Raw genomic sequence first — 14,958 nt, 5'->3', positions numbered from 1 at the left:
TGCGCGCAATGACGGCTACAATGCGCCCTACCCTCGCGCCACGACCGCACCCATGCCAAACCCGAACCGGGCCTACCTGCTCGGCCCGCTGCTGAAGGGAGTTTCCCGTTCGTTCTACCTGACGCTGCGCATCCTGCCGGCGGGCATGCGCGATCCTGTCGGTCTCGCCTACCTGCTCGCGCGTGCGGCGGACACCATTGCGGATACCACGCTGATTTCCCCTACCGAACGCCTCGATCTGCTGCTGTCGCTGCGGCGGTGCGTCAATGGCAGCGACGATCCGGCTCGGCTTGCGGATCGACTGGCACAGGAAGTCGCGGGACACCAGACGCAAGCGAAGGAAAGAGCGCTGCTGGAGTCGATCCGCCCCGCGTTCGACGTGCTGGCCCAGCTCGACGGCGCCGACCGTGACGCCGTGCGCGGCATCGTCGCCACGCTGACCGAGGGCATGGAATTCGACCTGCGCACCTTTCCGGATGAGCGCTCGGGAGAGCTTGGCGCATTGCCGGACCTGTCCGACCTGGACCGCTACACCTACCTCGTCGCTGGCTGCGTGGGCGAGTTCTGGACGGCAATGACCTACAGGCACCAGCCAGGTGTGCTCAGGGAGGATGCGGCCATCATGCAGCGCCGGGGCATCCGCTTCGGCAAGGCCTTGCAGATGGTCAACGTGCTGCGCGACTGCGCCAATGATTTGCGCATCGGACGCTGTTACCTGCCGACGGATGTGCTCGGCCGCCACGGTGCCCAGCCGCGCGACCTGCTACTGCCCGCGAACTCGCAGCGCATGCGGCCGGTGCTGTTCGAACTCTTGCGTCTCGCGCTCGACCACTTCCGCGAAGCCATGGCCTACACGCTCGCAATCCCGCGTACCGCGGTGCGGTTGCGGCTGGCCTGCCTGTGGCCGATCCTGATCGGCCTCGAAACCTTGTGGCTGCTCGTGCAGAACGATGCGTGGCTTGACCCCGCACAGGTCTCGAAGATCGATCGCAAAGCGGTCTATCGCATCCTGGGTCGCAGCACGTTGCGGGTCATGTCCGACCGGACGCTGCGGCGCTGGATGGAGAGCGAGATCGAGCGGATCGAGCGGGCCCTGTCGGCATAGCGACACGCGCCGGCCAGCTGCCGTCGGCGATCTGCTCGCTGACGATTTCCGTCAGCAGTTCATGCACCGCCGAGGCCGCCACGGACAGCGGCATGGTGGCCGAACGACACAGGAAGACTGGCCGTGACATGGCGGGCTCCGCAACGCGCGAGGCGGACAACAAACCCTTGCGCAGCTCCGCGCAGACTGAAGCGTAGGACAGCACCGTGCAGCCGACGCCGGCAGCGGCCAGCGCGATCAGCTCCGGGATGGCATTCACTTCCGCGAGTACGTGGAGGTCGATCTCGTTCGCGCGCAGGTGGCTGTCGATCAGCGCGCGCAGGCCGTGCTCGCCGGCGGGCAAGATGATCGGATAACGGCTCAGGTCGCGCAGGCGGATCGCCTTGGCCGGCAAGACGTCTCGCCGCCTCGCCGCGCCAAACCTGCCGGGCTCCGCCACGAGCACCAGGTCTTCATCGACCAGGTGATCGAACTGGAGGCCGGGGTCGGCATTCGCCTGGAAGGTCAGGCCGATATCGATATGGCCGGTCAGCAGATGGTTGGGGATGTAGCCCGTGCTCAGCTCGATCACCTGCAGGCGCACCTTGGGCCAGCGCCGGATGGTCTCCCGCACCAGCGGCACCGTCAGGATCTTCGCCATGGACTGCGGCAGCCCGATGGCGACGCGGCCTTCCGGGTCGGTAACGAGGTCCCGCACGTCTTCGCACGCCAGGTCGACCCGCTTCAGGATATCGCGCGCATGCTGCTCGAAGCGCTGGCCGGCGGCCGTCACCGACACGCCCCGATGGCTGCGCGTGAACAAAGCCACGCCGAGCGTGTCTTCGAGCTGGCGGATCTGCAGGCTCAGCGCCGGCTGGGCGATGTGCAGCGTCTCCGCCGCGCGCGAAATCGACCCGGCTGCCGCCACAGCCAGAAAGCTGCGCAATCCGCGCACGTCCACCGGTATTCCCATTGCGGTCTCCTACCCCGAGTATCTGCCCGTCGCTGGCTATAAGAAGCCATGATACCCGGCATCCAAAATATATCTTGGACATATAGCCTGGCCCGCCGGATAGTGACACCCAGCCCCGCGCAACGCACGCGGAATCCGGCGGACACCTTCCTTGGAGACAACATGAGCATTGGTCGCCGCACCTTTCTTGCTGGCGCAGGCGCCGCGCTGTTGGCGCGGCCCCTGCTCGCCAATTCATGGCCCACACGGCCGGTCAGGCTCGTCGTGCCGTTCGCCGCGGGTGGTCCCGGCGACTTCGTCGCGCGCCAGATCGCCATGCCGTTATCGCAGAAACTCGGCCAGCCGGTCGTCGTGGAAAACAAGCCCGGCGCCGGCGGCAATCTGGGCACGCAGAGCGTGCTCGACGCCAGCCCCGATGGCTACACGATCCTGCTCAACACAGTCGGCATGCACGCGGTCAATCCGCTGATGTTCCCGGACCTGCGCTTTCAGCCGCAGCGCGACCTGCTGGCACTGGGGGTGGTGGCGACTGTGCCGAACGTGCTGGTGGTCCATCCGACCAAGCTTGGCGTCAACACCGTCGCGGATCTCGTCCGGCTTGGCAGGCAGAAGCCCGATAACCTCAGCTATGCCACCTACGGCGCGGGCAGCTCGCCGCATATCTATGGCGCGCTGCTGCTCAAGGCTGCGAAGTTCTCGGCAGTCACCATTCCCTACAAAGGCAGCGCGCCGGCCAGCAGCGATGTGATGGCGGGCAACGTCGACTTCCTGTTCGACAGCATGACCACGTGCGTTGGCCAGATCCAGGGCGGCAAGCTCAAGGCGCTGGCCATCACCTCGGCGGCGCGTTCGCCGCTGCTGCCCGACGTGCCGACGCTGGCTGAAGCGGGATACCCGGCGGTCGCCCTCAAATTCTGGCTTTCGCTGCAAATCTCCGCGCGCACGCCCCCGGCCATTGTCGGATTGCTGCGCGAAGCCGTGGCCGAATCCGCGCGCAATGCCGCATACGGCAACGCGCTGGTCGCGCGCGGCGCGGAGCCGTTCCATCTCGCGCCGGGCGAGGTGCAGGACTTCGTCAACCGCGACGCGGCGCGCTGGACCGCGCTGGCGCGGTCGATCGACATCAAGCCTGAATAAGGCAGGCGGGTCTGACCCGCCCACGGACTTTCAACGGATAGACACATGATTGCATTGCAGGGAATTCGGGTGCTTGACCTGAGCAAGGTGCTGGCGGGCCCGCTATGTGGCCAGTATCTGGGCGAGCTTGGCGCCGAAGTCATCAAGGTCGAACCGGTCGGCCGTGGCGATGACACGCGCGCGTGGCTGCCGCAGGACCATGGCCAGTCCGCAACTTTCCTGGCCGTCAACCACAACAAGCGCAGCATCGCGGTCGACCTGAAGACGGCGGAGGGCCGGAAGATCGTCCACGCGCTGGCGGCCAAGTCCGATGTCGTCCTGCAAGGATTCGGCAGCGGGGCGGCCGCTCGGCTCGGCGTCGACTACGACACCCTGTCGGCCCTGAACCACGCGCTGATCTACTGCGAGATCTCCGGCTACGGCCGTACCGGTCCGCTCGGACAGGAACCCGGTTACGACGTCATGCTGCAAGCGTTCAGCGGCATGGTCAGCACCATGGGGGAACCCGGCGGCAAACTGGCTCGCGCTAGCTTTTCCCCCGTCGATCTCGGTACCGGCATGCACGCGTTCAGCGGCATCCTGGCCGCGTTGATCGAACGCCAGAAGACCGGCCGCGGCATGCAGCTCGAAGTCTCGCTGCTCGACACCGCGATGGGATTCATGGGCTACCTCGCGCAGAACTACTGGTGCAGCGGCAAGGTGCCGCGCCCCATGGGCACTGCGCATCCCGCCATGGCGCCCTACCAGGTGTTCGAGGCCGCGGATGGGCCCGTCATGATCGGCATCGGCAACGATGCGCAATGGCGACGCTTTTGCCCTGTCGCCGACCTGCAGGCCTATGTCGATGATCCGCGCTTCGCCACCAATGCCGACCGCGTTGCAAACTTCGACGAGGTCGTCGCGCTGGTCCAGGCACGCATTGCCACCCAACCGGTCACGTTCTGGCTGGACGCGCTGCGCAACGCCGGTGTCGCCTGCGCGCCGATCCACACGCTCGACCAGGCGCTCGCGCACCCGCAACTGGCGGCACGCGGGCTGATCGTCGAGTCCGAACACCCGGTGCTCGGCAAGGTGCGGAACATGGGCCTGCCGATCCGCTTCCAGGGGGAAGACCGGACCGCGCACCGGGCACCGCCATTGCTGGGCGAGCATACCGAGGAGGTACTGCGCCAGGCCGGCTATGACGACGACGCCATCGCCGCGCTGCATGCGAGCGGCGTGGTGGCAACCGCCGGCCACACGGAATCCAACACCCCGTCGCTGCAACAGCGCGCCGCGGCATGACCATGCGAGACAACATGAGCACCGTTACCTACGAAGTCCGCGACCGCGTCGCGGAAATCCTGCTGGACAGCCCGCCCGTCAACGCCCTGAACGAAGGCATGATCGATGCGCTGCTGGACGCCTTGCACCGTGCGGCGAAGGACGATGCCGTACGCGCGGTCATCCTCGGCAGCGCCGTGCCACGGCGCTTTTGTGCGGGCCTGCAGCTCGACGCGCTGCACGGTGCATCGCCACAGCGCGCATACCAGCTGGTCGACAAGCTTTACAGCGGCTTGAACGAAGCGCAGTTCCAGCTGGGCAAACCGTCGATTGCGGCGGTAGGCGGCACGGCGCGCGGCGGCGGCATGACGCTGGCGATTCACTGCGACATGATCGTGGCCGCCGATACCGCAACTTTTGGCTATCCGGAGATCGACGTCGGCGTCACGCCGGCAATCCACTACACGCACCTGCCGCGCATCATCGGCCGCCATCGCGCATTCGATCTGCTGTTCACGGGCCGCTCGTTCGGCGCCGATGAAGCCATGTCGCTCGGGCTGGTCAATCGCGTCGTCCCGGAAGCCGACGTCATGCGCGAAGCGCGTGCCCTTGCGCAGACGTTCTGCGAGAAGTCACCAGTGGTAATGCGGATGGGACGCACGGCATTCCTGCGCGCCAATGATGGCGACTACCGCCGCGGCATCGCCACGGCAGTGGAATCGTTCGGCAATGTCTTTGCCACCGACGATGCCAGGGAAGGCATTGCCGCATTCGTGGAGAAGCGCAAGCCGTACTGGCAGGACTAAACACCAGTTAAAAAACTGGTGTCCACGCAGGACGAGCGCTCGAACGGGCATCGGCGCATCGTGGCACAAATACAACGGAACGTTGAGAGAACGTTTCCGTTTTGATATAAATGCAAATCATTCGTATTTGCAACTCCATTTAATTTCGGCGCGCTGCCGTCTTTGCAGGCTGCGACAGCAGCCACCTTCCTCCGCCCATTTCTCCGATGCCCTCCACCCGCTCGACCCACACCGGGCGCGCCGCCGCATGCGCGGCCCGCACCCGCCGCTCACCGATCGCGCTCGCCGCCGCCCTGACGCTGTCCGTCGCCCTGCCCGCCTACGCGCAAACTGCGCAGACGGCACAGGATGCGAAGAGGGCATCGGCCGCTACGGAAACGACCTTGCCGGCGGCCACCGTCGTGGCTCGTGGTGACAGCGCCCCGGAACGCACCAGCGGCGGTGCGCTCGGCGACCGCAAGATCGTCGACACGCCGTTCTCGATGGTCGCGGTCAGCAGCGAGGAAATCCAGGATCGCATGGCGCAGACTGCCAACGACGTCTTCAAGTACGACCCTTCCGTCTCCGTTCTCGGCGACAACGCGCGTACCGAGAACTCGTATTTCGCCGTGCGCGGCATCCGCGTGGACATGCGCGACGGCATCAAGGTCGACGGCCAGAATTTCGTCTCGTGGGATACCGATCTGCCGCTCGAACCGTTCGACCAGGTCGAACTGTTGAAGGGCGTTTCAGGCTTCATGTACGGCTTCGGCACGCCGGGCGGCATCATCAACTACGTGACCAAGCGCGGCACGCCGACGCCGTTCGCCGCGGTGACGGTGGGCTGGCTGGCCAACAACGTGTGGAGCGAGAAGATCGATATTGGCGGGCGTGCCGGCGGCTCGGGCGGTGCGGACGCGCCGCTGGGCTATCGCTTCAACTTCGTCAACGAGGCGGGTAACACCAGCGAGCCCAACGTCCACTTGCGGCGCCACGTGCTGTCGGCCGCGTTTGATGCGCGCCTGACCTCGGACCTGACCTGGACCGCCGACGCGATGTACTGGGACCGCAAGACCACCGGCACGATCTTTGGCCTGTCGTTCGATTCGTCGCTGACGGTGCCGTCGGCCAAGTCGGTCTCGCGCACGATCGCCCAGCCGTACTCCGCGCATGAGACCAGCACCCGAACGTTCGGCACCGGCCTCGACTACCGCATCAACGACGACTGGAAGGCCAGCGTCAAATACCGCTTCGCACGCGAAGACCGCCTGAACTACGACAGCTTCCTGTTCGTCGCCGACCAGGCCGGCAACTTCTACGACACGAACTACCGCTGGAAAACCGCGTTCTACTACCAGGCCGTCGACGCGATGGTGCAGGGCAAGTTCTACACCGGCGGCATCAAGCACAACATCGTGGCCGGCGCCGGCTGGCAGGCGCAGACGTTCGAGAGCGACAACGGCATCGGCGGCCAGTCGGGCATCTTCCTCGGCATGAACAACCTGTACAACCCGGTGCTGTTGCCGGAGCAGCCCGGCGTGGGCACGCAATACCAGCCGTTCAAGCAGAACACGATCTCGCAGAAGTCGATCTTCCTGAGCGACACGGTGGAATTCACCGACCGCTTCTCCGCGCTGGTCGGTGTGCGCTACAACTTCTTCCGCCAGGAAAACTGGAATCCGGACGGCTCGTCGCAGCCCGGCTACAGCGCGAACCCGATCACGCCGACCGTGGCGCTGATGTACAAGACGGACCCGTTCTCGACGCTGTACGCCAGTTACGTGCAGGGCCTGGAACCCGGCGCATCGGTCACGGCCCCGTACACCAATGCGGGCACCACCTTTGGCCCGATGCGCAGCAAGCAGTACGAGATCGGCTTCAAGACGGATCGCGACGCCTGGGGCACGAGCGTGGCGCTGTTCCGTGTCGACAAGGGCTATCAGTACACCGATGCGGAAGGCAACTACCGCCAGGACGGCATCCAGCGCTTCACCGGCCTCGACACCAGCGCCTGGGCGCGCGTGGCACGCGGCCTGCGCGTGAGGGGCGGCGTGCTATGGCTGCACACGAAGACCGTGGATGTACAAGACCCGACCGTGGATGGCAAACACGTTTATGCCGCGCCGGACTATATCGTGAGCGGCTACGTCGAATACGACACGCCGTTCCTGCAAGGGCTGACGCTGACCGCGGGCGCCAAGGTGACCGGATCGATGTACGTGAACTCGACTAACACGCAGTATGTGCCGTCGTACACCACGGCTGACCTTGGCGCGCGCTATAGCTTCCGCGTGGCCGGCAAGGAGACGACCGTGCGCGCGGCGATCAACAACGTGTTTGACAAGCGCTACTGGAGCACGACGTTTGATGGCTTTGTGCTGCCGACTGCGGGACGTACGTATCTGGTTAACGCGACGGTGCAGTTCTGATCTTCGCGTAGCGGAAGTTCCGCCAAAGCAAAAAGGGCGGGGGGCGTTGGCCTCCTGCCCTTTTTGTTCTGCGGCGCCGAATCGTCCGCAGAAACGACAAGGGGTTACAGGCCAATGGCGTGTAACCCCTCGATGATCTGGTGCCGGCTGCAGGACTCGAACCCGCCACCTGATGATTACAAATCAACTGCTCTACCTGATGAGCTAAGCCGGCATATCTGATGCAGACCGCGATTCTACTGCATCACGGTCCGCTTTGGTAAGTCACCTGTGACTTACTTCACCACCTTCAGCGACGGCTTCTTGCCGCCGATGCGCGGCACAGGCGGCGGCGTATCGTCATCGTCCGGTCCGCCCTGTGCGGGAGTCTCGGCCGTTTCGGATTCCACGGGTGCCAACTTGGGCGGCGGGTTGTTCTCGCGCTCGGTTGCGGCCTGCGTTTCCGGCACGCTGCGCTCGACCGGGAATGCCATGCCCTGGCCGTTCTCGCGCGCGTAGATCGCAAGTACGTTTTCCACGGGCACGTCGATCTTGCGCGAGATGCCGCCGAAGCGCGCGCTGAACGTGATCCACTCGTTGCCCATGTCCAGGCCGCTGGTGGCGTCGAAGCTCACGTTGAGCACGATCTCGTTGTTCTTGACGAACTCGCGCGGCACGTTGGTGTTGGCGTCGACGAAAACGGCGACGTAAGGCGTGAAGCCGTTGTCCGTGCACCACTCGTAGATGGCGCGGATCAGATAGGGCTTGGTGGAGGTTTCAGGCATGGTGCTTCTTCATGGCGCCGGTGGTTGGCCCGATGCAAGCATCGGGCCCGCCATGCTTAACGGCGCATTACCTTTTCCGACGGCGTCAGCGCCTCGATGTAGGCCGGACGGCTGAAGATACGCTCGGCGTACTTGAGCAGCGGCGCAGCGTTCTTCGACAGTTCGATGCCGTAATGGTCCAGGCGCCACAGCAGCGGGGCGATGGCTACGTCGAGCATCGAGAACTCTTCGCCAAGCATGTACTTGTTCTTGACGAAGATCGGCGCGAGCTGGGTCAGGCGGTCGCGGATCGCGGCGCGGGCACGCTCGTGGTTCTTCTCGGCGGCCTTGCCCTTTTCGTTCTCGAGCACGTACACGTGCGTGAACAGTTCCTTTTCAAAGTTGAACAGGAACAGGCGGGCGCGCGCGCGCTGCACGGGGTCAGCCGGCATCAGCTGCGGGTGCGGGAAGCGCTCGTCGATATACTCGTTGATGATGTTCGACTCATACAGGATGAGGTCGCGCTCGACCAGGATAGGCACCTGGCCGTAGGGGTTCATCACCGAAATATCTTCGGGCTTGTTGAACAGGTCGACGTCGCGGATCTCGAAGTCCATGCCCTTTTCGAACAGGACGAGGCGGCAACGTTGGGAAAACGGGCAAGTCGTACCCGAATACAACACCATCATGGTTGGATTCCTTGGGCTTAGCCGATGCTGGGTCGGACGGTAAGGTCTGACATTCTGCCAAAAACGGGCATCGAAAAGCAAATAAGTTAAATATGATCCACTTTTTGAGTGCCAATTTGGCCGGATCCCATAGAAAAAGGGCCAGAGCGGTGCTGCAACAGCAACTTCCGCTTTGGCCCTTCTTTCCTGCCGGGCCGGCCTGACGCGTTACTTCACGTCCTTCCAGAAGGCGGCGTTCAGGCGCCATGCAAAGACCGTGAACATGCCCAGGAACAGCAGCACCCAGACGCCGAGGCGCTTGCGGTGGTTCTGCGCGGGCTCGGCCATCCAGTCCAGGAAGCCGACCAGGTCGGCGGTGGCCTGGTCATACTCGACCTTGCTCATCTTGCCCGGGCTCAGTTGCTCGAAGCCGGCAAACTTGTGGACCTTCTCGCCGTGCACTTCCGCTTCGGCGAACTTGGCGGCGCGCTGGCCCTGCAGTTCCCACAGCACGTGCGGCATGCCGACGCTCGGGAACACCAGGTTGTTCCAGCCCGTGGCGCGGCTATCGTCGCGGTAGAAGGTACGCAGGTAGGTGTAGAGCCAGTCGTCGCCGCGCGCGCGCGCGATCACGGACAGGTCGGGCGGCTGCGCACCGAAGAAGGCCTTGGCTTCCTTCGGCTGCATGGCGATGGTCATGGTCTCGCCAACCTTGTCTGCCGAGAACAGCAGGTTCTCGCGGATCTGGTCATCGGTCAGGCCGATGTCCTTGAGCCGGTTGTAGCGCATCATCGATGCGCTGTGGCAGTTCAGGCAGTAGTTGACGAACAGCTTGGCGCCTCGCTGCAGCGACGACAGGTCGGCGGTGTTCACCGGCGCGGGCTCCAGGGGATAGCCCCCTTCGCTGGCCATGACGGGCGCGGCGGCAAAGCAGGCGCCTGCCAGCGCAATGATGGAAAGCAGCTTTTTCATCGTGTGTCCTTGTCCTCTTGTCGGGGTTCGCGCGTTCGCTCAGTGCGGATGGAACGTGACGCGCTCCGGCACCGGCTTGAACTCGCCGGCGCGGCTCCACAGCGGCATGGTCAGGAAGAAGGCGAAGTACAGCAGCGTACCGAGCTGCGACACCTTCTCGCCCACCGGCGACGGCGGTTGCACGCCGAGGTAGCCGAGGACCAGGAACACCACCACGAAGACGATCAGGATCGTCTTGTGGAAAGCGGGACGATAGCGGATGGACTTGACCGGCGAGCAGTCGAGCCACGGCATGAAGAACAGCACGATCACCGAGCCACCCATCACCAGCACGCCCCAGAACTTGGCGTCGATGAAGTAGAAACCGACCGCGAGGATCACGGCGATGGCGACCGAAGCAGCCTTGATGCGCGCGTCCTTGCTGCGCACGAACAGCATGCCCAGCACCAGTGCGAAGAACACCCACAGGATCGGCAGGAAGTTCGACGTGGTCGCACGCAGCATCGAGTAGAACGGCGTGAAATACCACACCGGCGCGATGTGCGGCGGAGTCTTGAGCGGGTCAGCCGGGAAGAAGTTGTTCGCTTCCAGGAAATAGCCGCCCACTTCCGGGAAGAAGAAGATCACGGCCGAGAAGATCACCAGGAAGCCGGCCACACCGAGCGTGTCATGGACCGAGTAGTACGGGTGGAACGGAATGCCATCCAGCGGGATGCCATTCTCGTCCTTCTTCGCCTTGATCTCGACGCCGTCCGGGTTGTTGGAGCCCACTTCGTGCAGCGCGATGATGTGCGCGACCACCAGTGCCAGCAGCACCAGCGGCACCGCGATGACGTGGAACGAGAAGAAGCGGTTCAGCGTCGCATCGCTCACGACGTAGTCGCCGCGGATAAACAGCGACAGGTCCTGGCCGATCACGGGGATCGCCGAGAACAGGTTCACGATCACCTGCGCGCCCCAGTACGACATCTGGCCCCATGGCAGCAGATAGCCCATGAACGCTTCGGCCATCAGGCACAGGAAGATCAGGCAGCCGAAGATCCAGACCAGCTCACGCGGCTTGCGGTACGAACCGTACAGCAGTCCGCGGAACATGTGCAGGTACACCACGACGAAGAACGCCGAGGCGCCGGTCGAGTGCATGTAGCGCACCAGCCAGCCCCAGGGGACTTCGCGCATGATGTATTCCACGCTGGCGAAGGCCACGGGAATGCCGGCGGCGTTCAGCGTGCCGTCCGGCTTGTAGTTCATCACCAGGAAGATGCCGGTGACGATCTGGATGACGAGCACCAGCAGCGCGAGCGAACCGAAGAAGTACCAGAAGTTGAAGTTCTTCGGCGCGTAGTACTTGGAGAGATGGTCTTCCCAAAGCTGTGTGGCGGGGAAGCGGGCGTCGATCCAGCCCAGCAGACCGGTTGTCTTGACTTGCTTTTCGGCCGCCATGATCAAGCTTCTCCTTTTTCGTCCTTGCCGATCACGATCTTGGTGTCGGTAAGGAACTGGTACGGGGGAACATCGAGATTCTGCGGCGCCGGCTTGTTCTTGAACACGCGGCCAGCCAGGTCGAAGGTGGAGCCGTGGCAGGGGCAGAGGAAACCGGGATCGGTGCCCAGCTGAGGATTGGAGCCGGCGGCGAAAGGACCCGAAGGCGAGCAGCCAAGGTGGGAGCAGATGCCCACGACGACCAGGAGATCCTTGTGGTCCGCGCGGGAGCGGGTTTCGTTCTTGCAGTACTCCGGCGTCGGCATGGTGAACGGAACGTCGGAGTTGGGATCGGCGACTTCGCCGTCGGTCTTCTTGAGCGAGGCCAGCATCTCGTCTGTGCGGCGCAGGATCCAGACCGGCTTGCCGCGCCATTCGACTGTCATCATCTCGCCGGGCTTGAGGGCGCCGATATCGGCTTCCACTGGCGCGCCGGCCGCCTTGGCCTTCTCGGATGGTGCAAAGGTACTGACGAAAGGAACCGCTACTGCTACGCCTCCGACGCCGCCAGCGACGGATGTCGCGATCAACCAATTGCGGCGACCTTTATCCACGCTCTTCACGTCTTGCTGGTCACTCATTCCAAACCCCAGGGGAAGTCAATTTAGATTTTGCGTCAACCATAAATTGTACATGAGGCACCTCGGCACGAGATAGGCGAAAAACCCAATGGGAATGTACGATTATCGGTCGTACAAGCCCGATAGCCGCATGCAAGCTTGCTTTCCGCGCATTGATGCGGCAGGCTTCTGACCTTGAAACGTTCATTGCTTGCAACAAGAAGGAGAATGCCCCATGAGCATGATGTCGGAGTTCAAGACCTTCGCAATGCGCGGCAACGTGATCGACCTTGCGGTCGGCGTGATCATTGGCGCGGCATTCGGAAAAATCGTGGATTCGGTGGTCAATGACCTGATCATGCCGGTCATCGGGCGTATCGTCGGCAAGCTGGATTTCTCGAATATGTTCGTTACCTTGGCCGAACCGCCTCCGGGTACGCCCATGACGCTTGACGCGTTGAAAAAAGCCGGTGTGCCCGTGTTTGCTTACGGGAATTTTCTGACTATCGTTGTCAACTTCGTAATTTTGGCCTTCATCATTTTCCTGATGGTGCGGGCATTCAATAAGATGCGCGCGGAAGAGCCGGCCGCCCCGGCAGAACCGCCGCCGACGCCGGAAGATATCGTCCTGCTGCGTGAAATCCGCGACAGCCTGAAAACCCGCCAGGCCTGAACCGGCAAAAAGTCGGAAGCAGGATTCTGACAAGACAACGGCCCCGATGGGGGCCGTTTTTTTTGACATGCATCAAACAGGATTGGGAATATCGATGAAGGTGTGCTGCAGGCCGAAGCGCTGGGCCACATGCTCGCCTAGCGAGCGAATGCCGTAGCGCTCGGTCGCATGATGCCCGGCCGCGAGATAAGCCACGCCGCTTTCGCGCGCAAGGTGCGTGGTCTGCTCGGAGACCTCGCCACTCAGATAGGCGTCGACGCCGGCTGAGACGGCAGCATCGAAATATCCCTGCGCACCACCGGTGCACCACCCGACCGTGCGGATCATCTGGCCGGGGTCGCCGATAGCGAGCGGCTCGCGCCCGAGCACACCACCAACGTGCGCGGCGAGCGCCTGCAGCGGCATCGGCGCAGGCAGCGTGCCGGTCCAGCCGAGCTGGTCGTCGCTGAAGCGCCCGGTTGGCGCAAAGCCAAGCTGCAGCGCGAGCTGCGCGTTGTTGCCGAATTCGGGATGATTGTCGAGCGGCAGGTGATAGGCGAACAGGTTCACATCGGCACCCAGCAACCGCTTGAGACGCGCATGCTTCTGGCCGACTACGCGCGCGTCCTCGCTCTTCCAGAAGTAGCCGTGATGCACGAGGATGGCCTGCGCACCGGCCTCGATGGCGGCCTCGACCAAAGCCAGGCTGGCCGTCACCCCGGTCACGATGTGTGTGACCTCGGCGTTGCCTTGCACTTGGAGGCCATTGGGACAATAGTCCTTGTAGCGGGAAACCTGCAACAGGTCGTTCAAGTACAATTCCAGCTCTTTCGTCTTCATTTTTTGCTCAAACTCCAATATGTTGCGGCGCTTTTGGCTGTTCTTTGCCCAGGCTGTCACCGTCGTGCTGGCAGTCTGGTTCGTCGTGGCCACGCTCAAGCCAGAGTGGCTGCAGAGGGGCCGCGTCGCGGTGCAGTCGGGGTCGCCTATCGTGGCGCTGAAGGAAGTCGTGCCCAACGTGGCCGGCGCCGCCGCGGAAGGGTCTTATAGCGAAGCTGCACGGCAAGCCATGCCTGCCGTGGTGAATATCTTTACCAGCAAGAACGGCTCCCGGCGCTCGCCCCATCCGCAGGCTGAGGATCCGTGGTTCCGCTTCTTCTTCGGCGACCGGCTGCCTGAGCGCCAGGAACCGGTATCCAGCCTGGGCTCGGGCGTCATCGTCAGTGCCGAGGGTTACATTCTAACCAACCACCATGTGGTGGACGGCGCCGATGAAATCGAGGTCGCGCTGACCGATGGCCGCAAAGCCAACGCCAAGGTAGTGGGCTCCGACCCCGAGACCGACCTGGCGGTGTTGAAGGTTTCGCTGAAGGATCTGCCCGCCATCACACTTGGCCGCCTCGAGAACGTCAAGGTGGGCGACGTGGTGCTGGCGATCGGCAACCCGTTCGGCGTCGGCCAGACCGTAACGATGGGTATCGTCTCCGCACTGGGCCGCAGCCACCTGGGTATCAACACGTTCGAGAACTTCATCCAGACGGATGCGGCCATCAACCCCGGCAACTCCGGCGGCGCGCTTGTGGATGCACAGGGCAACTTGTTGGGCATCAACACCGCGATCTATTCGCGGTCGGGCGGGTCGCTTGGCATCGGCTTCGCGATCCCGGTCTCGACGGCCAAGCAGGTGATGGAATCGATCATCTCGACTGGCAGCGTGACGCGCGGCTGGATTGGCGTGGAGCCGCAGGACATGACACCCGAGATCGCGGAATCGTTCGGGCTCGACGCCAAGGAAGGCGCGCTGATTGCGGCCGTGGTGCAGGGGGGCCCCGCCGACAAGGCAGGCGTGAAGCCAGGTGACGTGCTGGCTTCGGTCGATGGGCAGCCCATTACCGATACCACCGCCCTGCTCAATGCCATTGCCCAGCTCAAGCCTGGCGTGGATATCAAGATGAAGGTGATTCGCCGCGGCAAGCCTGCCGAGCTGACGGTGACGATTGGCAAACGGCCTCCGCCTCCGCGGCGTTCGCTGCCGTTCGATGATGAGGAACAGTAGTCCAGCTGGTTGCTGGTTGCACAACCGAAAAACCCCGCTCAGCATGGCGGGGTTTTTTGTTGTCCTGCTCGGGCCGCCTCCTCCAGAACATAATTGAGTCTGGGGAGTGTTGGGATCGACAGCGCTTCGCGCAGGCATCCCGACAAGCCAGGGA

Annotated in this window: 14 protein-coding genes and 1 tRNA gene; 7 read left to right on the top strand and 8 right to left on the bottom strand. The window is 63.6% G+C overall.

The window, feature by feature from the left end:
• The first annotated feature begins 52 nt into the window (after window positions 1–52).
• Window positions 53–1,105, top strand: coding sequence for a phytoene/squalene synthase family protein (locus KHO41_RS24040; RefSeq protein ID WP_211955763.1), 1,053 nt, complete (start codon window positions 53–55; stop codon window positions 1,103–1,105).
• Here the strand turns inward: KHO41_RS24040 and KHO41_RS24035 are convergent.
• Window positions 1,032–2,057, bottom strand: a complete 1,026-nt coding sequence (locus KHO41_RS24035; protein ID WP_211955762.1) for a LysR family transcriptional regulator — start codon at window positions 2,055–2,057, stop codon at window positions 1,032–1,034. The two genes, KHO41_RS24040 and KHO41_RS24035, sit on opposite strands and share 74 nt — an antisense overlap.
• 162 nt (window positions 2,058–2,219) lie before the next feature.
• On the opposite strand from KHO41_RS24035, the gene KHO41_RS24030 reads away from it, so the two are divergent.
• From KHO41_RS24030 to KHO41_RS24015, 4 genes are all read left to right on the top strand, one after another.
• Window positions 2,220–3,194 carry a Bug family tripartite tricarboxylate transporter substrate binding protein gene (locus tag KHO41_RS24030; protein WP_211955761.1) on the top strand — a complete coding sequence of 325 codons (975 nt, stop codon included), beginning with the start codon at window positions 2,220–2,222 and terminating at the stop codon, window positions 3,192–3,194.
• 45 nt (window positions 3,195–3,239) lie between these two features.
• Window positions 3,240–4,478, top strand: a complete 1,239-nt coding sequence (locus KHO41_RS24025) for a CaiB/BaiF CoA transferase family protein (protein WP_211955760.1) — start codon at window positions 3,240–3,242, stop codon at window positions 4,476–4,478.
• 14 nt (window positions 4,479–4,492) lie between these two features.
• A complete protein-coding gene (locus tag KHO41_RS24020; protein ID WP_211955759.1) occupies window positions 4,493–5,263 on the top strand; it encodes an enoyl-CoA hydratase/isomerase family protein in 771 nt (256 codons plus the stop codon).
• A gap of 206 nt (window positions 5,264–5,469) precedes the next feature.
• Window positions 5,470–7,671: a TonB-dependent siderophore receptor gene (locus tag KHO41_RS24015; RefSeq protein ID WP_211955758.1), complete on the top strand. Its 2,202-nt coding sequence runs from the start codon at window positions 5,470–5,472 to the stop codon at window positions 7,669–7,671.
• 138 nt (window positions 7,672–7,809) lie between these two features.
• Here the strand turns inward: KHO41_RS24015 and KHO41_RS24010 are convergent.
• The 6 genes from KHO41_RS24010 to petA form a co-directional block, all read right to left on the bottom strand.
• A tRNA-Thr gene (locus tag KHO41_RS24010) sits at window positions 7,810–7,885 on the bottom strand.
• Between the two features lie 61 nt (window positions 7,886–7,946).
• On the bottom strand, window positions 7,947–8,435 hold the full coding sequence (locus tag KHO41_RS24005; protein ID WP_211955757.1) for a ClpXP protease specificity-enhancing factor: 489 nt from the start codon (window positions 8,433–8,435) through the stop codon (window positions 7,947–7,949).
• Window positions 8,436–8,491: 56 nt separating this feature from the next.
• Window positions 8,492–9,103, bottom strand: a complete 612-nt coding sequence (locus KHO41_RS24000) for a glutathione S-transferase N-terminal domain-containing protein (RefSeq protein WP_008643086.1) — start codon at window positions 9,101–9,103, stop codon at window positions 8,492–8,494.
• Window positions 9,104–9,310: 207 nt separating this feature from the next.
• Window positions 9,311–10,054 (bottom strand): cytochrome c1, encoded by a 744-nt coding sequence (locus KHO41_RS23995; RefSeq protein WP_011299234.1) that lies wholly within the window; start codon window positions 10,052–10,054, stop codon window positions 9,311–9,313.
• A gap of 39 nt (window positions 10,055–10,093) precedes the next feature.
• The gene (locus KHO41_RS23990) at window positions 10,094–11,497 is read right to left on the bottom strand and encodes a cytochrome b (RefSeq protein WP_211955756.1); all 1,404 of its coding nucleotides are present in this window, start codon (window positions 11,495–11,497) and stop codon (window positions 10,094–10,096) included.
• 2 nt (window positions 11,498–11,499) lie between these two features.
• Entirely contained in the window at window positions 11,500–12,117 is a 618-nt protein-coding gene (petA, locus tag KHO41_RS23985; protein ID WP_211955755.1) for a ubiquinol-cytochrome c reductase iron-sulfur subunit, read from the bottom strand.
• Window positions 12,118–12,331: 214 nt separating this feature from the next.
• Between petA and mscL the strand changes: the two genes are divergently transcribed.
• Complete coding sequence (gene mscL, locus KHO41_RS23980; RefSeq protein ID WP_211955754.1) at window positions 12,332–12,769, top strand: large conductance mechanosensitive channel protein MscL; 438 nt, start codon at window positions 12,332–12,334, stop codon at window positions 12,767–12,769.
• A 72-nt stretch (window positions 12,770–12,841) separates the two neighbouring features.
• Here the strand turns inward: mscL and KHO41_RS23975 are convergent, their stop codons facing one another.
• Entirely contained in the window at window positions 12,842–13,588 is a 747-nt protein-coding gene (locus KHO41_RS23975) for a Nif3-like dinuclear metal center hexameric protein (RefSeq protein WP_211955753.1), read from the bottom strand.
• A 19-nt stretch (window positions 13,589–13,607) separates the two neighbouring features.
• Here KHO41_RS23975 and KHO41_RS23970 point away from each other — a divergent pair, with 19 nt between their 5' ends.
• On the top strand, window positions 13,608–14,804 hold the full coding sequence (locus KHO41_RS23970) for a Do family serine endopeptidase (RefSeq protein ID WP_211955752.1): 1,197 nt from the start codon (window positions 13,608–13,610) through the stop codon (window positions 14,802–14,804).
• Window positions 14,805–14,958: the final 154 nt, after the last annotated feature.

The organism is Cupriavidus numazuensis, assembly GCF_905397435.1.
GTDB lineage: Bacteria > Pseudomonadota > Gammaproteobacteria > Burkholderiales > Burkholderiaceae > Cupriavidus > Cupriavidus numazuensis.
The sequence above is the reverse complement of the archived record's forward strand: the minus strand, read 5'-3'. Positions and strand labels throughout refer to the sequence as shown.

Bases quoted from the DNA above. Each gene is read 5' to 3' on its own strand.
- KHO41_RS24040 (WP_211955763.1), top strand. From the start codon at position 53: ATGCCAAACCCGAACCGGGCCTACCTGCTCGGCCCGCTGCTGAAGGGA.
- KHO41_RS24035 (WP_211955762.1), bottom strand. From the start codon at position 2,057: ATGGGAATACCGGTGGACGTGCGCGGATTGCGCAGCTTTCTGGCTGTG.
- KHO41_RS24030 (WP_211955761.1), top strand. From the start codon at position 2,220: ATGAGCATTGGTCGCCGCACCTTTCTTGCTGGCGCAGGCGCCGCGCTG.
- KHO41_RS24025 (WP_211955760.1), top strand. From the start codon at position 3,240: ATGATTGCATTGCAGGGAATTCGGGTGCTTGACCTGAGCAAGGTGCTG.
- KHO41_RS24020 (WP_211955759.1), top strand. From the start codon at position 4,493: ATGAGCACCGTTACCTACGAAGTCCGCGACCGCGTCGCGGAAATCCTG.
- KHO41_RS24015 (WP_211955758.1), top strand. From the start codon at position 5,470: ATGCCCTCCACCCGCTCGACCCACACCGGGCGCGCCGCCGCATGCGCG.
- KHO41_RS24005 (WP_211955757.1), bottom strand. From the start codon at position 8,435: ATGCCTGAAACCTCCACCAAGCCCTATCTGATCCGCGCCATCTACGAG.
- KHO41_RS24000 (WP_008643086.1), bottom strand. From the start codon at position 9,103: ATGATGGTGTTGTATTCGGGTACGACTTGCCCGTTTTCCCAACGTTGC.
- KHO41_RS23995 (WP_011299234.1), bottom strand. From the start codon at position 10,054: ATGAAAAAGCTGCTTTCCATCATTGCGCTGGCAGGCGCCTGCTTTGCC.
- KHO41_RS23990 (WP_211955756.1), bottom strand. From the start codon at position 11,497: ATGGCGGCCGAAAAGCAAGTCAAGACAACCGGTCTGCTGGGCTGGATC.
- petA (WP_211955755.1), bottom strand. From the start codon at position 12,117: ATGAGTGACCAGCAAGACGTGAAGAGCGTGGATAAAGGTCGCCGCAAT.
- mscL (WP_211955754.1), top strand. From the start codon at position 12,332: ATGAGCATGATGTCGGAGTTCAAGACCTTCGCAATGCGCGGCAACGTG.
- KHO41_RS23975 (WP_211955753.1), bottom strand. From the start codon at position 13,588: ATGAAGACGAAAGAGCTGGAATTGTACTTGAACGACCTGTTGCAGGTT.
- KHO41_RS23970 (WP_211955752.1), top strand. From the start codon at position 13,608: ATGTTGCGGCGCTTTTGGCTGTTCTTTGCCCAGGCTGTCACCGTCGTG.